The 18177-nt window shown below is 63.4% G+C and carries 25 protein-coding genes; 7 read left to right on the top strand and 18 right to left on the bottom strand.

Features of this window, described 5'->3' with window-relative positions; all coding sequences use genetic code 11:
• Positions 1–58: 58 nt before the first annotated feature.
• Complete coding sequence (locus AWY79_RS01435; RefSeq protein WP_066799416.1) at positions 59–634, bottom strand: flavodoxin family protein; 576 nt, start codon at positions 632–634, stop codon at positions 59–61.
• A 9-nt stretch (positions 635–643) separates the two neighbouring features.
• The gene (locus AWY79_RS01430) at positions 644–1153 is read right to left on the bottom strand and encodes a nitroreductase family protein (RefSeq protein WP_066799414.1); all 510 of its coding nucleotides are present in this window, start codon (positions 1151–1153) and stop codon (positions 644–646) included.
• Positions 1154–1320: 167 nt separating this feature from the next.
• Here AWY79_RS01430 and AWY79_RS01425 point away from each other — a divergent pair, with 167 nt between their 5' ends.
• Both AWY79_RS01425 and AWY79_RS01420 read left to right on the top strand, forming a co-directional pair.
• On the top strand, positions 1321–1698 hold the full coding sequence (locus AWY79_RS01425; protein ID WP_066799412.1) for a winged helix-turn-helix transcriptional regulator: 378 nt from the start codon (positions 1321–1323) through the stop codon (positions 1696–1698).
• 71 nt (positions 1699–1769) lie between these two features.
• Positions 1770–2138 (top strand): Hpt domain-containing protein, encoded by a 369-nt coding sequence (locus AWY79_RS01420; RefSeq protein ID WP_066799410.1) that lies wholly within the window; start codon positions 1770–1772, stop codon positions 2136–2138.
• A gap of 72 nt (positions 2139–2210) precedes the next feature.
• Here the strand turns inward: AWY79_RS01420 and phoU are convergent, their stop codons facing one another.
• The 7 genes from phoU to AWY79_RS01385 all read right to left on the bottom strand — a co-directional run bounded on the left by phoU (position 2211) and on the right by AWY79_RS01385 (position 7608).
• The gene (phoU, locus tag AWY79_RS01415; RefSeq protein WP_066799408.1) at positions 2211–2876 is read right to left on the bottom strand and encodes a phosphate signaling complex protein PhoU; all 666 of its coding nucleotides are present in this window, start codon (positions 2874–2876) and stop codon (positions 2211–2213) included.
• A 26-nt stretch (positions 2877–2902) separates the two neighbouring features.
• The gene (gene pstB, locus AWY79_RS01410) at positions 2903–3664 is read right to left on the bottom strand and encodes a phosphate ABC transporter ATP-binding protein PstB (protein ID WP_066799403.1); all 762 of its coding nucleotides are present in this window, start codon (positions 3662–3664) and stop codon (positions 2903–2905) included.
• Positions 3665–3781: 117 nt separating this feature from the next.
• Positions 3782–4435 carry an AMIN domain-containing protein gene (locus AWY79_RS01405; protein WP_066799402.1) on the bottom strand — a complete coding sequence of 218 codons (654 nt, stop codon included), beginning with the start codon at positions 4433–4435 and terminating at the stop codon, positions 3782–3784.
• Positions 4436–4505: 70 nt separating this feature from the next.
• Positions 4506–5468, bottom strand: coding sequence for a glycosyltransferase (locus tag AWY79_RS01400; RefSeq protein ID WP_066799401.1), 963 nt, complete (start codon positions 5466–5468; stop codon positions 4506–4508).
• A gap of 11 nt (positions 5469–5479) precedes the next feature.
• Complete coding sequence (locus AWY79_RS01395) at positions 5480–5779, bottom strand: Hpt domain-containing protein (RefSeq protein WP_066799399.1); 300 nt, start codon at positions 5777–5779, stop codon at positions 5480–5482.
• Between the two features lie 4 nt (positions 5780–5783).
• Entirely contained in the window at positions 5784–6335 is a 552-nt protein-coding gene (locus tag AWY79_RS01390) for a chemotaxis protein CheD (protein WP_066799397.1), read from the bottom strand.
• Between the two features lie 115 nt (positions 6336–6450).
• Entirely contained in the window at positions 6451–7608 is a 1158-nt protein-coding gene (locus AWY79_RS01385) for an MFS transporter (RefSeq protein ID WP_066799395.1), read from the bottom strand.
• Between the two features lie 71 nt (positions 7609–7679).
• Between AWY79_RS01385 and AWY79_RS01380 the strand changes: the two genes are divergently transcribed.
• From AWY79_RS01380 to AWY79_RS01365, 4 genes are all read left to right on the top strand, one after another.
• Positions 7680–8108, top strand: coding sequence for a 2-thiouracil desulfurase family protein (locus AWY79_RS01380; RefSeq protein ID WP_066799393.1), 429 nt, complete (start codon positions 7680–7682; stop codon positions 8106–8108).
• Positions 8105–8815: a M48 family metallopeptidase gene (locus AWY79_RS01375; protein WP_066799391.1), complete on the top strand. Its 711-nt coding sequence runs from the start codon at positions 8105–8107 to the stop codon at positions 8813–8815. The genes AWY79_RS01380 and AWY79_RS01375 overlap by 4 nt, the downstream gene beginning before the upstream one ends.
• Positions 8816–8946: 131 nt before the next feature.
• Positions 8947–9285 carry an ArsR/SmtB family transcription factor gene (locus AWY79_RS01370; protein ID WP_066799389.1) on the top strand — a complete coding sequence of 113 codons (339 nt, stop codon included), beginning with the start codon at positions 8947–8949 and terminating at the stop codon, positions 9283–9285.
• A gap of 86 nt (positions 9286–9371) precedes the next feature.
• Positions 9372–10022, top strand: coding sequence for a flavodoxin family protein (locus AWY79_RS01365; RefSeq protein ID WP_066799387.1), 651 nt, complete (start codon positions 9372–9374; stop codon positions 10020–10022).
• 193 nt (positions 10023–10215) lie between these two features.
• Here the strand turns inward: AWY79_RS01365 and AWY79_RS01360 are convergent, their stop codons facing one another.
• Positions 10216–10455, bottom strand: coding sequence for a hypothetical protein (locus AWY79_RS01360; RefSeq protein ID WP_066799386.1), 240 nt, complete (start codon positions 10453–10455; stop codon positions 10216–10218).
• Between the two features lie 92 nt (positions 10456–10547).
• On the opposite strand from AWY79_RS01360, the gene AWY79_RS01355 reads away from it, so the two are divergent.
• Positions 10548–11585: a glycosyltransferase family 9 protein gene (locus AWY79_RS01355; RefSeq protein WP_066799385.1), complete on the top strand. Its 1038-nt coding sequence runs from the start codon at positions 10548–10550 to the stop codon at positions 11583–11585.
• Positions 11586–11804: 219 nt separating this feature from the next.
• On the opposite strand, the gene AWY79_RS01350 is transcribed toward AWY79_RS01355, so the two are convergent.
• The 8 genes from AWY79_RS01350 to AWY79_RS01315 form a co-directional block, all read right to left on the bottom strand.
• Positions 11805–12224: a F0F1 ATP synthase subunit epsilon gene (locus AWY79_RS01350; protein ID WP_066799383.1), complete on the bottom strand. Its 420-nt coding sequence runs from the start codon at positions 12222–12224 to the stop codon at positions 11805–11807.
• A gap of 12 nt (positions 12225–12236) precedes the next feature.
• Positions 12237–13634 (bottom strand): F0F1 ATP synthase subunit beta, encoded by a 1398-nt coding sequence (gene atpD / locus AWY79_RS01345; RefSeq protein ID WP_066799373.1) that lies wholly within the window; start codon positions 13632–13634, stop codon positions 12237–12239.
• A gap of 16 nt (positions 13635–13650) precedes the next feature.
• On the bottom strand, positions 13651–14526 hold the full coding sequence (locus AWY79_RS01340; protein ID WP_066799371.1) for a F0F1 ATP synthase subunit gamma: 876 nt from the start codon (positions 14524–14526) through the stop codon (positions 13651–13653).
• A gap of 15 nt (positions 14527–14541) precedes the next feature.
• Positions 14542–16050, bottom strand: a complete 1509-nt coding sequence (gene atpA, locus AWY79_RS01335) for a F0F1 ATP synthase subunit alpha (RefSeq protein ID WP_066799369.1) — start codon at positions 16048–16050, stop codon at positions 14542–14544.
• A 4-nt stretch (positions 16051–16054) separates the two neighbouring features.
• Complete coding sequence (atpH, locus tag AWY79_RS01330) at positions 16055–16606, bottom strand: ATP synthase F1 subunit delta (protein ID WP_066799367.1); 552 nt, start codon at positions 16604–16606, stop codon at positions 16055–16057.
• On the bottom strand, positions 16603–17184 hold the full coding sequence (gene atpF, locus AWY79_RS01325) for a F0F1 ATP synthase subunit B (RefSeq protein WP_066799361.1): 582 nt from the start codon (positions 17182–17184) through the stop codon (positions 16603–16605). The genes atpH and atpF overlap by 4 nt, the downstream gene beginning before the upstream one ends.
• 19 nt (positions 17185–17203) lie before the next feature.
• Positions 17204–17626, bottom strand: coding sequence for an ATP synthase F0 subunit B (locus AWY79_RS01320; RefSeq protein ID WP_066799360.1), 423 nt, complete (start codon positions 17624–17626; stop codon positions 17204–17206).
• 123 nt (positions 17627–17749) lie between these two features.
• On the bottom strand, positions 17750–18124 hold the full coding sequence (locus AWY79_RS01315) for a bactofilin family protein (protein ID WP_066799359.1): 375 nt from the start codon (positions 18122–18124) through the stop codon (positions 17750–17752).
• Between the last annotated feature and the right edge of the window lie 53 nt (positions 18125–18177).

Genomic DNA, 18177 nt, shown 5'->3' with positions numbered 1-18177 from the left:
GTTCCCGCCTGTGAGGGGGGAGCGCCGGGCCGCGTCGGTGTGGTGAGGAGGCTTTGGTTTAGTCCTGAAGCTTCTTCATGAGCCAGGCCATGTTGTCGCCGAGGATATCCATGGTCAGCATGCCCTCTTCGTCCTTGAGGACCTCGCCCGTTTCGCGGCCGAAGCCCATGTTCCAGTAGCGGGAGCCGGGCACGATCATCTGCTGGATGAAGAACAGGGAGTTGAGGGTGTTGAAGGTCTGCATGGCCCCGCCCCGACGGGCGGCGACCACGGCGGCGCCGACCTTGCGGGCGAGCATGCCGCCGTTGACCAGGGAGACCATGCCCGCGCGGTCGATGAGGGCGGACATCTCGGTGGTGATGGTGGCGAAGTAGGTGGGCGAGCCGAGGATGATGCCGTCGGCGGTCTCCATGGCCGCGATACATTCGTTGAGGAAGTCGTTCTTGACGGCGCAGCGGCGGTCCTTGTTCTCGGCGCATTTGTAGCAGGCGATGCAGCCGTGCATCTTCTTCCCGGCCAGTTCGATCATTTCGGTTTCGATGCCCTGGGCTTCGAGTTTGACAAAGACCCGCTTGATCATGTCGGCGGTGTTGCCGCCCTTGCGTGCGGAGCCGTTGAACGCGACTACTTTCATGGTTCTCTCCTAATAGCTGTTGTAGTGGATGCGGTCTTCAAGGAACCGGCTTTCGGATTTGGGCTGCTGCGCGGGCCAGCCGATGGGGGCAAAGGCCAGGGGAATGATGTTCTCCGGGAGGTCGAACATGGCGCGGTATCCGGCCACGCGGTCCTCCTTGGGATAGATGCCGGTCCAGACCGCGCCCAGGCCGAGGGCGTGGACGGCGAGCAGCAGGTTCTGCATGGCCGCGGAGCAGTCCTGGACCCAGTAGCCCGGGTACTTCTCCTTGGTCAGGTCGCCGCAGACGATGATGCCGAGCGGCGCCTGGAGCACCATCTTGATGTAGGGGTGCAGGTCGGCCATGGCGTCGAGCCGTTCCCGCTCGTTGACCACGATGAACTGCCAGGGCTGCGCGTTGCCCGCGCTGGGGGCCATCATGGCCGCCTCCAGGATCTGGCGTACCATCTCCTCGGGGACGTCCTTCTCTTCGAATTTGCGCACGCTGCGCCGGGTCATCAGGGCTTGCAGGGTATCCATGGGTTTCCTCCCGGTTGGGGGTCGGTGACGTTGTTTACCTTCCCCATGTTCTCTGCTAATGGAGAAAAAAGATCAAGTACGCACTTGAAAGTTCTATAGTAACCAAAAAGAAACCATTGCGGCGGGGCGGTGAATTGGCCGTCCGCGCCGGTGATCGGAGTTCGGACATGGGCGCACCCTGTTCCCTGAAGTTTTGCGGCGACAAGAAGTACTATTGCAGCGTGGAGCTGACCCTGCAGGTCATCGGCGGCAAGTGGAAACCGATCATCATGCACCGGCTGGGAAGCGAGGGCACGTTGCGCTTCAGCGAGGTGAAGCGGTCCATCCCGAACATCACCCAGAAGATGTTGACCCAGCAGCTCCGCGAGCTGGAGTCGGACGGGGTGGTGCTGCGCGAGGTCTATCCGCAGGTGCCGCCCAAGGTGGAGTACTCCCTGACCGATCTGGGGCGCAGCGTGATGCCGGTCATCGCCAGCCTGAGCGAGTGGGGCACCCGGTACGCGCAGTGGTACGCCGAGAGCCAGCCCGACGCCGAGGCCGTATAGCTCGGCGGAATCGGCGGCGCGGTCTTTCCCCGTGCAGGAATTTGCGCTAAGGTGCAACAGGGGGAATCGTCATGACCGATCAGTTCAATCCATCCGCTCCGGGAGAGGGCGCATCCGGGTTCGACGCGGACGCGGCCCGCGAGGACATGGGGCTGTCGGACGAGGAGTTCGCCCTGCTTGCGGGCAGGGCCAGGGAGGAGATTGCGGCCCGTCTGGAGGCGGTGAGGCAGGGGTTTCGGGAGTCGGACCTGCCGGGCGTGGCGTTGAACAGCCACACCATCAAGAGCGTGGCCGCGTCCCTGGGCGCGGAAGGCGTGCGCCGGGTCGCGGAGAGGCTGGAGCTGTGCGCCCGCGAGGGCGACGCGGACCGCTGCTCCCGGCATCTCCCCTCCATGGAGGGCGAGGCCGGTTGGCTGCTGAAGGTCTTGGGACGGCTGTAGGGAGCCGCAGCGCGCCAACGGGAAAACCCGCCCCGTCCGCAAGGATGGGGCGGGTTTTTTCGTGCGTGCTGGTTAGCCCCGGCAGTTGTGTTTCATGTTCGTGCCTTCAACCACGAAGACCACGGTCTCGGCCACGTTGGTGGACAGGTCGCCCACCCGCTCCAGGTGGCGCGCGCCGATGATGGCGTGCACGCCGCGTTCCACGATGCGGGACTCGGCGACCATGTCGGAGACCATCTGGCGCAGGATGGCGATGGTCAGGTCGTCGGCCTTGTCGTCCATGCGGCAGACCTGCCCGGCCAGGTTGACGTCCTCGTCCACGTAGGCCTTGAGGGCCTCGGAGAGCATCATCTTGACGGTGTTGGCCAGGTCTTCCATCTTCGGGTTGTGGGGCATGGGCGGCCGGGTGGACAGGAAGATGGCCCGGTGGGCCAGGTTCACCGCCTCGTCGCCGAGCCGCTCCAGGTTCACCGTGATGCGCTGCGCGCCGATGATGGTTCGCAGGTCCACGGCCATGGGCTGATCCAGGGCGAGCAGCTCAAGGCTGAAATTGTCGATCTCGTCTTCCATCTCGTTGATCACCTCGTCGCCGACGATGACGGATTCCGCCAGGTCGGCATCGTTCTCGAGGTAGGCCCGGATGGCCTTGTGGATGGCGGACTCGGACAGAGCCGCCATACGCAAAACCATGACCTTGAGATCTTCGAGTTTTTTCGAAAAATGTGCGCGTTGTTCCATGATGCGTTGCGTCCTTTGCTTTCAGCTTAACCGAAACGACCCGTGATGTAATCTTCCGTCTGCTTGTTGGCCGGGTTGGTGAACATGGTCTTGGTGTCGTCCACCTCTATGAGCTTGCCCATGTAGAAGAAGGCGGTTCGGTCGGAGACTCGGGCGGCCTGCTGCATGGAGTGGGTGACGATGATGATCGTGAACTCCTTCTTGAGTTCGTGGATCAGGTCCTCGATCTTCTGGGTGGCGATGGGGTCCAGCGCGGAGGCCGGTTCGTCCATGAGCAGGACCTCGGGTTCCACGGCCAGGGCGCGGGCGATGCACAGCCGCTGCTGCTGGCCGCCGGAGAGGCCCAGGGCGGAGGTGTGCAGCCGGTCCTTGACCTCGTCCCAGAGGGCCGCGCCCAGCAGGCTTTCCTCGACCTTCTGCTCCAGGAACTGCTTGTCCTTCACGCCGTTGACGCGCAGGCCGTAGGCCACGTTCTCGAAGATGGTCTTGGGGAACGGGTTGGGTTTCTGGAAGACCATGCCGATGCGTCGGCGCAGCGAGACCACGTCCAGGCCGGGAGCATAGATGTCCTGTCCGTCCAGGGTCATCTTGCCGTCCACGCGGGTGCCGGGGATGAGGTCGTTCATGCGGTTGATGCAGCGCAGATAGGTGGACTTGCCGCAACCGGACGGCCCGATGAGGGCGGTGACCCTGTTGGATTCGAAATTGATGCTGATGTCTTCCAGCGCCTTGAAATCGCCGTAGTGGAAATCAAGGTTGGTGGAAGCCACCTTTATGGAGGTCGTCATTGAACATACTCCGTGGCAATGTGAAAAGATGTGTTCCGCCAGCGGCGCAACACGACACGAGTAACCCGGAGGAGTTACGGGACAATGACCCGTTTGTTACGATTTGGAAACAGCCGCTCATGGCAGCGGCACGGCCACGATCAGTTCGTTTTCCGATCGGGTGATGGTCGGTTCCAGCGCGCCTTCGGGCGGGGTGCGGAAGTATATGACCAGCCGGAATCGGTCCGGGTGTTCGCCCATGACCACGTGCAGCACGGTCGGCCCGTCGGAGCGGATCACGCTGCTCCCCTTGTGGTTCCATTGGCCTTTGAGGTCCACCACCAGCCGCTTGGGGTCGTCGAGGTTGAAATAGGAGGTGTCCGCCACCTCGCGGTCCGTGGCGATGGCGAGCCTGGGACCGGCGCCGGTCTCCTCCAGGGAGACCGAGAGAATCTGGCCGGGACCTGCGGGCGCGGGTTCGGGGGCGGGTTGGATGGCGGGAGCTGCTTCGGTTTCGGGCGCGGCTTGGGCTTCGGGCGCGGGTTCGGGGGCAACGGGCACGTCGGCTTCCTGCCCGTTATCCGCGCTCTCCTCGGCGGATTCCGGCTGCGCGGGCATGGCCGGGGACTCGCTGCCGTCCGGCAGGACAACGGGCAAGACCGTGAAATCCACGGTCATGCGCACCTGGCTGCGCGGCTCGTCCGCCCCCCTGGCCGCAGGGGGAAACACGGACAGCCCGGCCGCGGCGCAGACCGCCAGTAAAAGGACCCATTGCCTGAACGTCTTCGACATGCGAACCCCTCGCTGATGGTGAAACTTCCAGTGGGGTATACTGGAATTGTCGGTCAAAGGCAAAGCCGGGCTACCTGAGGTTGGCGTAGAAATCGGACAGTTGCCGGACGGCTTTCCGGTCGGACCAGCACTCCTCCATGAAGCGCCGTCCGGCCAACCCGGCCGCTTCGCAACGCGGCCGGTCCAGGGCCAGGGAGCGCAGCAGGTCGATGAGTTCCGCCTGGTTGGTGGCCGTAAGCCAGGGCAGTTCACTGGTCCCGGCGAACTCGGCCACCCGCTCGCGGCACCATTCGTCCAGACCGGCGATGACCGCCAATCCCTGGGACAGCCCCTCGAGGCTGGACACGCCGTAGTACCCCTGCATGTGGTCGAAAAGCACGTGGCAGCGCCGTTTGCGCGCCAGGCACTCGTCGTTGGACACGTCGTCGATGAGGTCCACGGAGAGATACGCCGTGCGCTTGTTCACGACCTTGACCGCAGCCAGGAATTCGGCGGTGTTCTTGAGGTCCTTTCGGGTGGGGGAGTGGCAGACCTGGAGCTGGCCGGGGTCGTCGTAGCGGCCCCACAAGGGCTGGAGCAGCGGGTCGTCGATGGGCACCAGATTGGGCTGCCACCGGGCCCCGGGCAGGAGGCGGAGCAGGTCCGGGGTGGAAACCAGGAGATTCCTGCGTCCGCGCTCGCGGTACTTGTCCGCGAACGAGCCGGGGTTGGAGCGGAAGTCGTGGTGGCCGTGGTGATGGTGGACCACCGCCTTACCCTTGAGAAAGTCCGCGGGCTCGAGTCCGCCGAAGGACTGGTGTTCGTCGCAGGTCATGTGGAAATGGAAGACGTCGGCCTCGCGCATGAGGATGGATATCTCCTCTATGCCGTCCGGGCCGAGGTCCGGGACATGGAGGTCCTTTTCCCAGGCGTGGTTGTACCTGGTCTCCAGGGTGACCAGCCGGGCCTTGTGTTCCGTATGCCGGTTCAGCGCCTTGCAGAACTGGATGGCGGTCCCGGCCGGATCATTTATGGCGAGCATGAGAATGCGCATTACGTTCGCCTTTACCCGAAGGTGATGTCCACGTTGTCAAGGAAATAGCCGACTTCCCCGGCCAGCTCGATGGCCGCGTCGCGGTCCCGAGCGGCTCCGGCACCCTCCAGCTCCCTGCCCAGCTCGCTCAGCCGGGGGAACCCATAGGAGCTGCCGTTGCCCTTGAGGGTATGTCCGAACTCGATCACGCTATCGTAATCCTCCTTGTCCAGGGCAGCCTTCAGGGCGATCAACTCCTGGCGCCGGAGATCCAGGTACCGGGCCATGATCGGCTCCAGTTCAGGGTCGACGGTGACGGGAATCCTCGGCATCGGTTCAGAACCTGCTGCCGCGCGAGCCCGAGTTCGCGGAGTTCTCCAGCTGCGCCTTGTTCAGCTTCTTGAGCCAGATCTCGCCCGAGTGGGTGTTGAACATCAGCTTGCGCCCCTGGACCCCGCCCACGTCCTGGGCCTGGATGTCCAGCCGGGCGAACTTGAGCAGCTTCTTGGCCATCTCTATGTTCCGCCTGCCGATGTTGTAGGAGCTGGACGGCTCGATATTGTTCACCGCCACGCCCTGGCCGCCGCCGAACATCTTGATGACCAGCTCGCGGCGCGGCACGCCGATCTTGTCCATGGTCTCCAGCATGTTCTGCAGGGCGGTGTCCACGTAGCGGCAGATTTGCGGCTCGCGCCCGTGGGGGTGCTTGCCGTCGGAGCTGTCAGGAAGAAACGCGTGACAGATGGTCCCGATGCCCATCTTGGGGGCGTGTATGGTCACCGCCAGGCAGGAGCCGAGGACTGTGGTCACCATGGTGGGCTGTACGCCGATGAAACAGTCGCCTGTCTGTAGAAAGACCTTGGGAAGTCCGGAACCGATTCCGCTCATTATCATCTCCGTTGCGCGAGAAAGTCGCTGGTCGCGAGGGCGTATGCTATAAAGCTATCACGTTGGCGTGACAAGTCAATAATGCCCGGCTTTTCTCGTTCGGGAAAAGTCCGGTTTATGTCTTGGGACCATTCGTGCGCAGCTGGCCTGGAATGAGCTGTGACAGGCTCAGGGAGACCAGGGACAGGGCCGCGGCCACCAAGAAGACCAGCCGGTAGTCCGCAAGCCAGATGAGCCCGCCGGAGACCGGGACGACCACGGCGGCGATGTGGTTGATGGTGAACCCCACGGCCATGCCCGAGGCGATGTCCTTGGGGTCCGCGATCTTCTGGTAGAAGGTCTTGATCCCGATGGCGAAGTTGAAGACGATGTTGTCCAGGATATAGAGCGCTCCGGCCAGTACCGCGCTCTCGGTCAGGGCGTAGCCCAGGAAGATCACGGTCAGGGAGGTGTACTCCACGGTCAGCACGGCGCGCTCGCCGAACCGGTTGATGGACCGCCCGATGATCGGGTTGGCGAAGTAGTTGATGACGTTGTTGGCCACGAACAGCGCGGTGACCTGCTCGATGGAGTAGCCGAACTTGGAGACCAGCAGATACACGGCGAAGGCCACGAATATCTGCCGCCGCGCGCCGGAGAGGAAGGTCAGGGCGTAGTAGAGCCAGTACCGCTTGCGGAAGGTCATCTTCTTGACCTGGGGCGGCAGGTCCTTGCTCGACGGGTCGAGGGTCAGGCACCACAGTCCGGCGGCCACGGCCACGCCGCCCAGCAGCGCGAACATCTCGGTGTAGCCCAGCACCCGGGCCAGGAAGTAGATGGCCCCGCCCACGGTGACGTTGGTCAGGGCGTTGACGCTTCGCAGCCTGCCCATGACCACCGGGGCCTGGGTGTGGCTGAAGTACTGCAGGGTCAGCGACTGGTTCATGGTCTCGTAGTAGTGAAAGCCGAAACTCATGAGCAGGGTGGTGAAGACCAGGCCGGGAAGGGAGGGCAGGAGCCCGGTCAGCCCCACGCCCAGGCCGAGGACGGCCACGGACAGGGCGGCCAGCCGGTGCTCGCTGATGAACAGGATCATGTAGATGGCCAGCAGGGCCAGGAAGCCGGGGATCTCGCGCACGGACTGGACCACGCCCATGTCCAGGCCGTTCAGCCCGGCCACTTCCACCGCGAAATTGTTGAGCAGGGTGCGCCAGCCCTGGAAGGCGGCGCCGGAACAGATGACCAGCACCAGCAGGAACAGGTACATCTTTCGTTTCTTGAAGTCGTCCGTCATGGAAGTCCTCGGTTGGGGTGCAGCGGACAATAGGACTTTGCCTTGCCAAAGATCAAGTGTAGATTTGGGCCATGAAAGACGCTCCCATCATCGTTTCCGCCTGTCTGGCGGGCATCTACTGCCGTTACAACGGCGAGGTCGAGCCGTTCGCGCCCGTGGTCGATCTGATCCGCGCCGGGCGCGCCATCCCGTTCTGTCCCGAGGCCTTCGGCGGGCTGCCCACTCCGCGCAGCCCGTGCGAGATCCTGGGCGACCGCGTGGTGGACGCCGACGGGGTCGACCGCACCACCGAGTTCCGTCGCGGGGCCGAAGAGGGACTCCGTCTTGCGCGTCTTGCGGGCTGCACCGAGGCGATCCTCAAGGCGCGCTCCCCGTCCTGCGGCTCCGGCGTGATCTACGACGGCACCTTCACCTCCGCCCGCATCCCCGGCGACGGCGTGTTTGCCGCGCTGCTCAAGGACGCGGGCATCCGGGTGCGCTCCGAAGAGGAGCTGGCGTGAAGGAGTTCGCCGGGCTGCCCCTGACCGTCAGGGCCAACCCGCGCGCCCGCAGGGTCCTGGTCAAGCTGGTCCCCGGCCGGGGGCTGGAGGTGGTCACGCCCAGAGGGTTCGACCCGGCACAGGTCCCCGCCATCCTGGAGGACAAGCGGGGTTGGGTCGAGCGCACCCGCGACCGGCTGCTGGCCGCCGGGACCGATCTCTCCGGCGCATTGCCCGAGCTGCCCGACGTCATCCATTTTCGCGCCGCGGACCGCACGGTCCAGGTGGACTGCGTGGACCGGCCGGGCCGGGTGCGGGTCCTGGAAAACGCGGCCCGGCTCCAGGTGAGCGGGCCGATGGAGGACCGCGCAGCCATCCTGGACGGAATGCGCGCGTACACGGTGCGCAAGGCGCGCGAGATTCTGCTGCCCTGGCTGGAGCGGGCGAGCCGTGCGACCGGCCTCGCCTACTCGGCCCTGCGCGTGCGGAGGCAGAAGACCCGCTGGGGGAGCTGCTCGGCCCGGGGGACCATCTCCCTCAACGCCAAGCTCCTGTTCCTGCCCCCGGAGCTGGTGGACCACCTGCTGCTGCATGAGCTCTGCCACACCAAACACCTCAATCACTCCAAGGCGTACTGGGCGTGCGTGGCCTCCTTCCAACCGGATTTCGAGCGGCTGGAACGCGAGGTCAGCCGGGGCGGCCGATACGTTCCCGCCTGGTTCCGCTGAGCCGTCTCGGCGAGCACCCCGTTCGCGTCTTCCCTTCGAGCCTCCCTTCGCGCTTCCCCCTCATGTCTGCCGCTCATGCCGCCGCTGGCACGCCGTTGACACCGGTCAGCGTACAGCCTATGGTTCGATGCATGTCGAATCCACAAACCAAAGGCGGGCAGGCCGCGAGCGACGAAGAGCTCAAGGGCATGGCCCGGATGTTCAAGGCGCTGTCCAATCCCCATCGGCTGCGCATCTACCGCGAGCTGGCCTCCTGCGTGAGCGGGTCCGTGACCAGGTCGCCGGAGGAGTTCAAGAACTGCCAGCGGGGCTTTGCCGAGCGACTGGGGCTGGCCCCTTCCACGGTGTCGCACCATTTCAAGGAGTTGCGCGCCGCCGGGTTGATCCACATGAAGCGCGAGGCGCGTACCGTGTCCTTCTGGGTGGACCGCGAGGCGGCCCTGATGCTGTCCCACCTGTTCAACAGGTAGCCGCCCTTTTTTTACGGTGTGGAATCGATGTATTTCGAAGTCTCAAATCAACAGCCGGCGACACGCCGGGGATCGGAGGACAGGGCATGAAAGTGATGGCCTTTAACGGCAGCCCGAGGAAGAACTGGAACACGGCCACCCTGCTGGAGCACGCCCTGGAGGGCGCGCGGGAGGCAGGGGCCGAGGTGGAGCTTGTCCACCTGTACCCCCTGGACTTCAAGGGGTGCGCCAGCTGTTTCGCCTGCAAGCGGATCGGCCGCGAGGAGATCGGGGTGTGCGCCCTGAAGGACGAGCTGCGGCCGGTGCTGGAGCGGGTGCGCGCGGCGGACGCGCTGCTCCTCGGCACGCCGGTGTACTACGGCTGCGAGTCGGCCTGCACGCGCGCCTTCATCGAGCGGCTCCAGTTCCCGTACCTGAACTACGCGGACTATTCCAAGCCGCACTTCCCGCGCAAGATCGCGACCGGGCTGGTCTACACCATGAACGTGCCGGAGGGGCTGCTGGAGCGACTGGGCTACCCGGCGTCGTTCGAGCGCACGCGGGCCAACCTGGCGCGCCATTTCGGCTCCTGCGAGCTGCTGCTGGCCACGAACACCAGCCAGTACGACGACTACGACAAGTACGAGGCGGGCTTCGACAAGCAGGACAAGGCACGCCATCGCGAGACCCAGTTCCCGGAGGACTGCCGCCGTGCCAGGGAGCTCGGCGCGCGCCTCGCCCAGGGCTACCGACCGTAATCTCCCCGCGAATCGCCCCAAAAAACCGGGACCGACACCCACGATGTCGGCCCCGGTCTTGTTTTTCGCCGAAGGCTACACAAAAAGTTTGGAAGGGAGGGTGAGAGGGGATGGAGGTCCGGGGGAATGGGAGAGAGGGAACCCTCTCCAAAGGGTTCCCTCTCTCCCATTCCCCCGGCTTGGCCCTCGCTCCCTAGCTGGCGGCGTCTTCGAATTTGGCCTGGATGATGGCGGCGTCTTCGGGCCCGGCTTCGAGCTGCAGGGATTTGGACTGGCCGTGGCAGCGCACGCCCTCGCTGGTCAGGGTGATGTACCCGGCGGACAGGGCGGTGGTGTAGGGCATCTGCTCGCGCATCTCGTCGAAGTTGATGCGGCTGGGGAATATGACGGGCACGGACGCGCCGGAGAAGTCTTCGAACATGATGTATTTCATGGGGTGCTCCTTTTGGTGTCCAAGGGTAGCCGTTGGACGCCCACAGATCAAGATGTTGCCTGAACCTGTTCGACAGGATACATCTAGCACCCATGCAGGCATACAAGAAAATCGGCGTCTGGCAGACCGCGTTTCTCGGCGACGCGGTCCTGACCCTGCCCCTGTTGCGCGCGCTCAAGGACCGGTTCCCGGAGGCGGAGATCCACTTCTTCGTCCGGGCCGGGGTGGAGTCCGTGTTCGAGGGCCAGCCGGAGATCGCCAAGGTCCGCCCGTTCGCCAAGCGCGGCAGGGAGAAGTCCCTGAACGCGGCGGTGCGGCTGGGCTGGGAGATCGGGCGCGAAGGGTTCGACCTTTGGGTGTCGGCTCATACCAGCCTGCGCTCGGCCCTGGTCGCGGGCGCGACCTCCATCGGGCGGCGCATCGGGTATTCCAGGCCGTGGTTCAACCGATTCGCCTACACCGAGACCGTGGACCGGCGGTTCGACGAGCTGGCCGAAATCGAGCGGCTCATGGAGCTGGCCCGGCCGCTCGGCATCGACGGCCCGGCCCCTAGGGCGGAGCTGGTCCTGCCGGAGGCCGCGCGCGAGGCGGCGGATCTGTTCTGGGCCGAGTCCGGATTCAGCGGACCGGTGCTCGGCGTGCATCCCGGCTCCACCTGGCCCACCAAGTGCTGGCCCGTGGAATATTTCAGCGACATCGTCCGGCGGGCGGTGGAGGCGGGCGCGCACGTGCTGGTCTTCGGCGGGCCGGGCGAGGAGCCCGTGGCCCAGGCGGTCATCGACGGCGCCCTGGCCGACCCGTCGCGGGTGACCGACCTTTCGGGCAGGCTGACCCTGCCGCAGCTCGCCGCCTACCTGCGCAGGCTCGACGCGTACCTGACCAACGACTCCGGCCCCATGCACCTTGCGTGGACCCAGGACGTCCCCCTGGTGGCCCTGTTCGGCCCCACGGTGAAGGGGCTCGGGTTCTTCCCGCGCGGGGAGAACTCGGTGGTCATGGAGACCGACGTGGACTGCCGTCCCTGCGGTCTGCACGGACCGAAGAAATGCCCCAAGACCCATTTCCGGTGCATGCGCGAGCTGACCCCTGACCGGGTCTGGGACGCGCTCCGGTCCAAGCTCGGGTTGTAGCGCCTCCCGTTCCGGCCTGGTCCCGCCGGTGCAGCCCGGACTAGGACTTGCCCTCAAAGATCGGGACTCCTTGTTGTCCCCCGGATCGGAGGAGAAAGGGACATTGGCCGGGAGTCGGCGCGATGCTCTTTTGATGATTCATGCCCCGGACGGGCAAAGGAAAAGGGCGGTTTCTTGCGAAACCGCCCTTTTGTTATTGGGGTGGTGAGGGGATCGAGGCTAGCAGGTGCCGGCGTTCTTTCCGCTGTTCTTGCAGTTGATACGCGAGATGGCGCGTTTCAGGGCTGCCTGGTTGCGGATGGACTCGATCTTCTCCTTGGCCGCGGTGGCGCGCTGTTCGGCGCGTTCCTTGGCTTTCGAGGCGCGATCAACATCGATCTCGGTGGCCTTTTCGGCAACTTCCGCCAGGACGGTGACCTGGTTGTTGCTGACTTCTGCGAAGCCACCGGAGACGAAGACGTAATGCGCCTTACCGTCTTGTTTGTAGTGAAGATTGCCGATCCCCAGGGCGGACAGGAAGGGCACGTGGTTCGGCAGTACGCCGAACTCGCCCATGATGCCGGGCGCTCCCACGTATTCCACGTCCTCGGAAAGTACTTTCCGATCGGGGGTGACAATTTCAAGCTTCAATGTGGCCATGAGTTACCTCGCTTACTGCTTGGCTTTTTCGATGGCTTCCTCGATGGGGCCGCACATGTAGAAGGACTGCTCGGGCAGATCGTCGTACTTGCCGTCCAGGATGTCGCGGAACGCCTTAACGGTGTCCTCGGTCTTGACGTACACGCCGGGAACGCCGGTGAAGGCCTCGGCGACGTGGAACGGCTGGGACAGGAAGCGCTGGACGCGACGGGCGCGGGCAACGGTCAGCTTGTCCTCGTCGGACAGTTCGTCCATACCGAGAATGGCGATGATGTCCTGCAGATCCTTGTACTTCTGGAGCACGGACTGGACTTCACGAGCGGTGGTGTAGTGCTCGATACCCAGGACATCCGGGGAGAGGATGCGGGAGGTGGAGTCCAGCGGGTCAACCGCGGGGTAGATGCCCAGCTCGGCGATCTGACGGGACAGAACCAGGGTACCGTCAAGGTGCGCGAAGGTGGTGGCCGGCGCGGGGTCGGTCAAGTCATCGGCGGGGACGTAAACGGCCTGGACCGAGGTGATCGAACCCTTGTTGGTGGAGGTGATGCGCTCCTGCAGCTTACCAAGGTCGGTACCCAGGGTCGGCTGGTAGCCAACCGCGGAGGGCATGCGGCCCAGAAGTGCGGACACCTCTGCACCCGCCTGGGTGAAGCGGAAGATGTTGTCGACGAACAGCAGCACGTCCTGGCCTTCTTCGTCACGGAAGTATTCCGCACAGGTCAGGGCGGTCAGGGCGACGCGGGCACGGGCTCCCGGAGGCTCGTTCATCTGGCCGTAGACCAGGGCGGCTTTCTCCAGAACGCCGGCGTCCTTCATTTCGTGGTAGAGGTCGTTGCCCTCACGGGTACGCTCACCGACGCCCGCGAACACGGAGATGCCGCCGTGCTGCTTGGCGATGTTGTTGATCATCTCCATGAGAATAACCGTCTTGCCGACACCGGCGCCGCCGAACAGGCCCATCTTGCCGCCCTTGGGGAACGGGATGAGCAGGTCAACGACCTTGATGCCGGTTTCGAGCAGCTCAACCTTGGTGGACTGCTCGGTGAAGCCGGGCGCCTCACGGTGAATGGGCAGACGCTTTTCGCAGGGAACCGGGCCCATTTCGTCAGCGGGCTCGCCGACGACGTTCATGATGCGGCCAAGGGAACCCTTGCCGACAGGAACGGTGATGGGAGATTCCTGGTCAGTGGCCTCCATGCCGCGGACGAGACCTTCGGTGGCGTCCATGGCGATGGTCCGGACCACGTTGTTGCCCAGATGCTGGGCCACTTCGCAGATCAGGATCGGCGCGTCCGTGTTGTTGGGGTTTTTAATCTCCAACGCAGACAGAATGTTGGGAAGATTCCCTTCGGCAAATTCGACGTCGACAACGGCGCCGATTACCTGAACGATTTTACCAATATTAGCCATTGTTCATAGCCCCCTTTTATCCTTTCAGCGCTTCCACGCCGCCGACAATGTCCATGAGATCGCCAGTGATGGCGGCCTGCCTTGTCTTGTTGTAGAGCAAAGTCAGGGTGTCCGAGAGTTCGTCACACGCCTTGGTGGCGTTATCCATGGCCGCCATGCGCGCGGCGTGCTCGGATGCGGAAGTATCCAGCAGACCGCGATAGACCTGAACCTTGATGAACCGAGGCAGAAGCTCGGCCAGCAGGCCTTCGACAGACGGTTCGTACAGATAGTCTCCGGAACTTCCGGATTCGCCTTCACCTTCTTCCTGGGCGGCCATGGGCAGCACCATCAGGTCGACGGGCGGCTGCTTGGCCATGCTCAGGAATTCACCGAACACAACGTGAACCTCGTCGAGGTCGCCGTTGATGTAGCCGGCGATCAGCTCGTTGCCGACGCTGGCCGCGAGGGTGAAGTCGAAGCTGGTCATGGCGTCGGCTTCGGCGCGCACGACTTCGTAGTCGAGCTTGCGGAAGGCGTCACGGGCCTTTTTGCCGATGCACCAGACCTTGACGGCCTTGCCTTCGGCGGCCTTTTCCTTGGCCAGTCTCTTCGCAGTGTTGATGATGTTGATATTGAACGCGCCGCAGAGGCCGCGGTCGGAAGTTGCCACCATGATACCCACGGTTTTCACTTCGTCCCGGACTTCCAGCAGCGGATGCACCGATTCGTCAGCACCGGCCGCCAAGTCGCCAAGCATCTCGTAAAACTTGTTCGCATACGGACGGAAGCGTTCGATACGCTCCTGTGCGTTGCGCAGTTTTGCCGAGGCCACCATGTTCATGGCCTTGGTGATCTGCTTGGTTTTCTTGACGCCAGTAATCTGGTTCTGGACGTCTCTTAACGAAGCCATTCAACTACCCCTTGGTTAAGCGCTGAAGCCTTTCTTGAACTCTTCGATGGCGGCCCGGAGGTCGGCTTCGACGGCGTCGTCGATGACCTGCTTCTCGGCGATGGCATCGAGGACGGCGGACTTGGCGTTGCGCATGAACTCGAGGAATTCGGCCTCGAACCTGATGACGGCGTCAACCGGGACGTCGTCGACGTAGCCGCGGGTGCCGGCGAAGAGCACGGAAACCTGCTCCTGGACGGTCAGCGGCTTGTACTGCGGCTGCTTCAGCAGTTCGACCATGCGGGCGCCGCGGTTGAGCTTGGCCTGGGTGGCCTTGTCCAGGTCGGAGCCGAAGGACGCGAATGCGGCCAGCTCGCGGTACTGGGCGAGGTCGAGGCGAAGGGTACCGGCAACCTGCTTCATGGCCTTGATCTGGGCGGAACCGCCGACTCGGGAGACGGACAGACCGACGTTGATGGCCGGGCGGACGCCGGACAGGAACAGGTTGGGCTCCAAGTAGATCTGACCATCGGTGATGGAGATAACGTTGGTCGGGATGAACGCGGAGACGTCGCCGGCCTGGGTTTCGATGACCGGAAGAGCGGTCAGGGAACCGGCGCCGAGGGAGTCGTTGACCTTGCAGGCGCGCTCAAGCAGCCTGGAGTGCAGGTAGAAAACGTCGCCCGGGTAGGCTTCGCGTCCCGGAGGGCGGCGGAGCAGCAGCGACATTTCGCGGTAGGCGGTGGCCTGCTTGGAAAGGTCGTCGTAGCAGATCAGGGCGTGCTTGCCGTTGTTGCGGTAGAACTCGGCCATGGTCGCGCCGGTGTAGGCGGCGATGAACTGCAGCGGGGCAGGCTCGGAAGCGGTGGCCGAAACGATGGTGGTGTATTCCATGGCGCCGTGCTGACGCAGGACGTCGGCGACCAGGGCGACGGACGCCTTCTTCTGGCCGATGGCGACGTAGAAGCAATGCACGTCGGTGGTCTTCTGGGCCAGGATGGCGTCGACGCAGACGGCGGTCTTGCCGGTCTGACGGTCGCCGATGACCAGTTCGCGCTGACCGCGGCCGACCGGGGTCATGGCGTCGATGGCCTTGAGGCCGGTGTAGCAGGGCTCGTGGACCGACTTACGGGAAATGATGCCGGGGGCCTTCATTTCGACGGGACGGACCTCGGAGGTCTCGATGGGTCCCAGACCGTCGATGGGCTGGCCCAGGGGGTTGACGACGCGGCCCATGACGGCGTCGCCGACCGGGACGGAGTAAATCTGACCGGTACGCTTGACCGGGTCGCCTTCCTTGACGCCGGTGTCCGCGCCCAGGAGGGCGACACCAACGTTGTCCTCTTCCAGGTTGAGCACCATGCCCATCAGGCCGCCGGGGAATTCCAGCAGCTCCATGGCCATGACGTTCTCAACGCCGTGCACGCGGGCGATACCGTCACCGACGTAGAGGACGGTACCGGTCTCGCTCATTTCAACACGAGATTCGTAATTCTGAATCTGGTCCTGAATGATTTTGCTGATTTCTTCTGCTTTGATCTGCATTGCCCTACTCACCCCTTTTAATATTTTCTTTCAAAATCTGCAGCTGAGCCTTGAGGCTGGCGTCCATGACCTTGTCGCCAACCTTCAGGACGATACCGCCGAGAATGGACTCGTCGGTACCGAAGGCGAGCTCCAGTTTCTTGCCTGCCTGCGCTTCAAGCTTGGCCTTGATTGCAGACTTTCTGTCCTCGTTGAGTTCGCTCACCGTGATGAGCTCACCGGTGATGACGCCGGACACGGCGTCGATCATGGCCTTATAGTCAGACGCGATGGCGGAGAGCATCTCGACCCGGCCGCGATCGGCCAGCAGGTCACAGAAGTTCTTGACCATCGGTTCAACCGACGCTTTCTCAACCAGCTGGTTCAGAACGGCCTTCTTCTCCTCGGCGCTGAACGCCGGGTTCTTGAAGAATGCCGTGGCCTCCGGGGCAGCCTCGATGGAGGCGGCGATGGCTACCAGCTGCTCGCCGTACTTCGCCTGCTCGGCCTCGCCCTTGGCGGCGCCAACTGCGAACAGAGCTTTGGCGTAGCGGCGGGAAACTACGTTACCGATCAATTGAGCACCACCTTTGTTAAATAGTCATCCACGAGCTTGTCGTGGTCTTCGGCGCTCAGCTTCTCGGCAACGATCTTCTCGGCGGTGGCGATGACCATGTCGGCCAGTTCGGCGCGGATGGACTCGATGGCCGCCTGGGCCTCGTTGCTAGCGGTGCGCCGCGCCTGCTCGGTCAAAGCCGCGGCATCGTTCTTGGCCTTCTCGATGATGGCGGCCTTGATGGCTTCGCCCTGGGCCTTGGCGTCATCGAGGATCTGCTGCTTTTCGGTAGCCATGTTGGCGATGCTCGCCTCGACGGCCTTGAGCTTCTTCTCGGCCTCGGCCTGACGGGCCTGGAGGTCGTCCAGGTCGTTCTTGATGCCGTCGCGGCGGCCGACGAAGAAGTCCTTCACCTTGGCACCGGCGAACTTGTACAGCAGGCCGGCGAAGATGACGAAGTTGAGGATGCGCAGACCGTAATCCTTCACGTTCGCAGCCGTGAATACGGCATGACCGCCTCCGCCTTCGCTGGCAAAAGCGATGGAGGAGATTGCCAGGGCGGCCAGAAGGACCGCAAAAAACACTTTCATCCGTTTCAAAATGAACCCCTCCTCTCGACTAAGCCTGGCCCAGGATCTTGCCTGTTGCCTGCTCAGCGTAAACGTAGACGTCTTTGGTCAGCTGCTCCATGGCGGTCTTGACTTCGGACTGGATCTCGGCGCGCGCGGCCTGGATGGTGCTGGAGGCTTCCTTGCCGGCTTCGGCCAGAATCTCGTGTTCCACGACAACGGCTTCGTCCTTGGCGGTGTTGCGGATCTCTCCGGCTTCCTTGCGGGCCTGCGTGAGCTGGGCCTCGTAGTCGGCCACCTTTTTCTCGGCGCTGGCGTTGAAGCCTTCGATCTTCTCCAGCTGGTCAGCCATCAACCCCTTGCGTTTCTTGATGATCTCGCGAACCGGCTTGATCAGCACGATGTTCAGCAAGAAGATCATCACAATGAAGTTCAGACCTTGGATAAAAATTGTTTTGTCAGGTAATACCATACCATCTGCCCCCGATGAGGTTGTGAATTTTGGCGCAAAGTCACACGCAATTACCCAATTTCAAGGGTTGTGTCAAAGGCTTTTTGCCGTTGAACACCCTTGAAATGGCGCCTCCGAAACCGGTCAGGAAGGATCTATATCCTGCTGCGGCTTCGACTCTGAAACGGTATCCCGGCTCCCCATGTTGAGTTCGCCTTCGAGAACCGCACCTTCCTCGACGACCAGGACCGGAGTCCTGATATTGCCCTGCAAATTCGCAGTCTTGTGCAGGACAACCTTGTTCTTCGCCTCGACTTCACCCTTGATTCTGCCGGACAGGACGAGCTGGCCCACCTTGACCTGACCGTCCACTACGGCCTCCTGACCGATGACCAGCGTTCCTTCGGAAACCACCTCACCCTGGAAGTTGCCGTCGATGCGGACCGCACCTTGGAAATGCAACTTGCCGTGATAATTGGTTCCCGCCCCCAAAAACGCATTGATTTCATCTCTGGCCATGAAACTCCGCTCCTGCAGAAAACCTGGTTGTGAAAAAATGGGCTTGATTTCGG

The sequence above is a fragment of the Pseudodesulfovibrio indicus genome, assembly GCF_001563225.1.
GTDB classification, from domain to species: Bacteria; Desulfobacterota; Desulfovibrionia; order Desulfovibrionales; family Desulfovibrionaceae; genus Pseudodesulfovibrio; species Pseudodesulfovibrio indicus.
The sequence above is the reverse complement of the archived record's forward strand: the minus strand, read 5'-3'. Positions and strand labels throughout refer to the sequence as shown.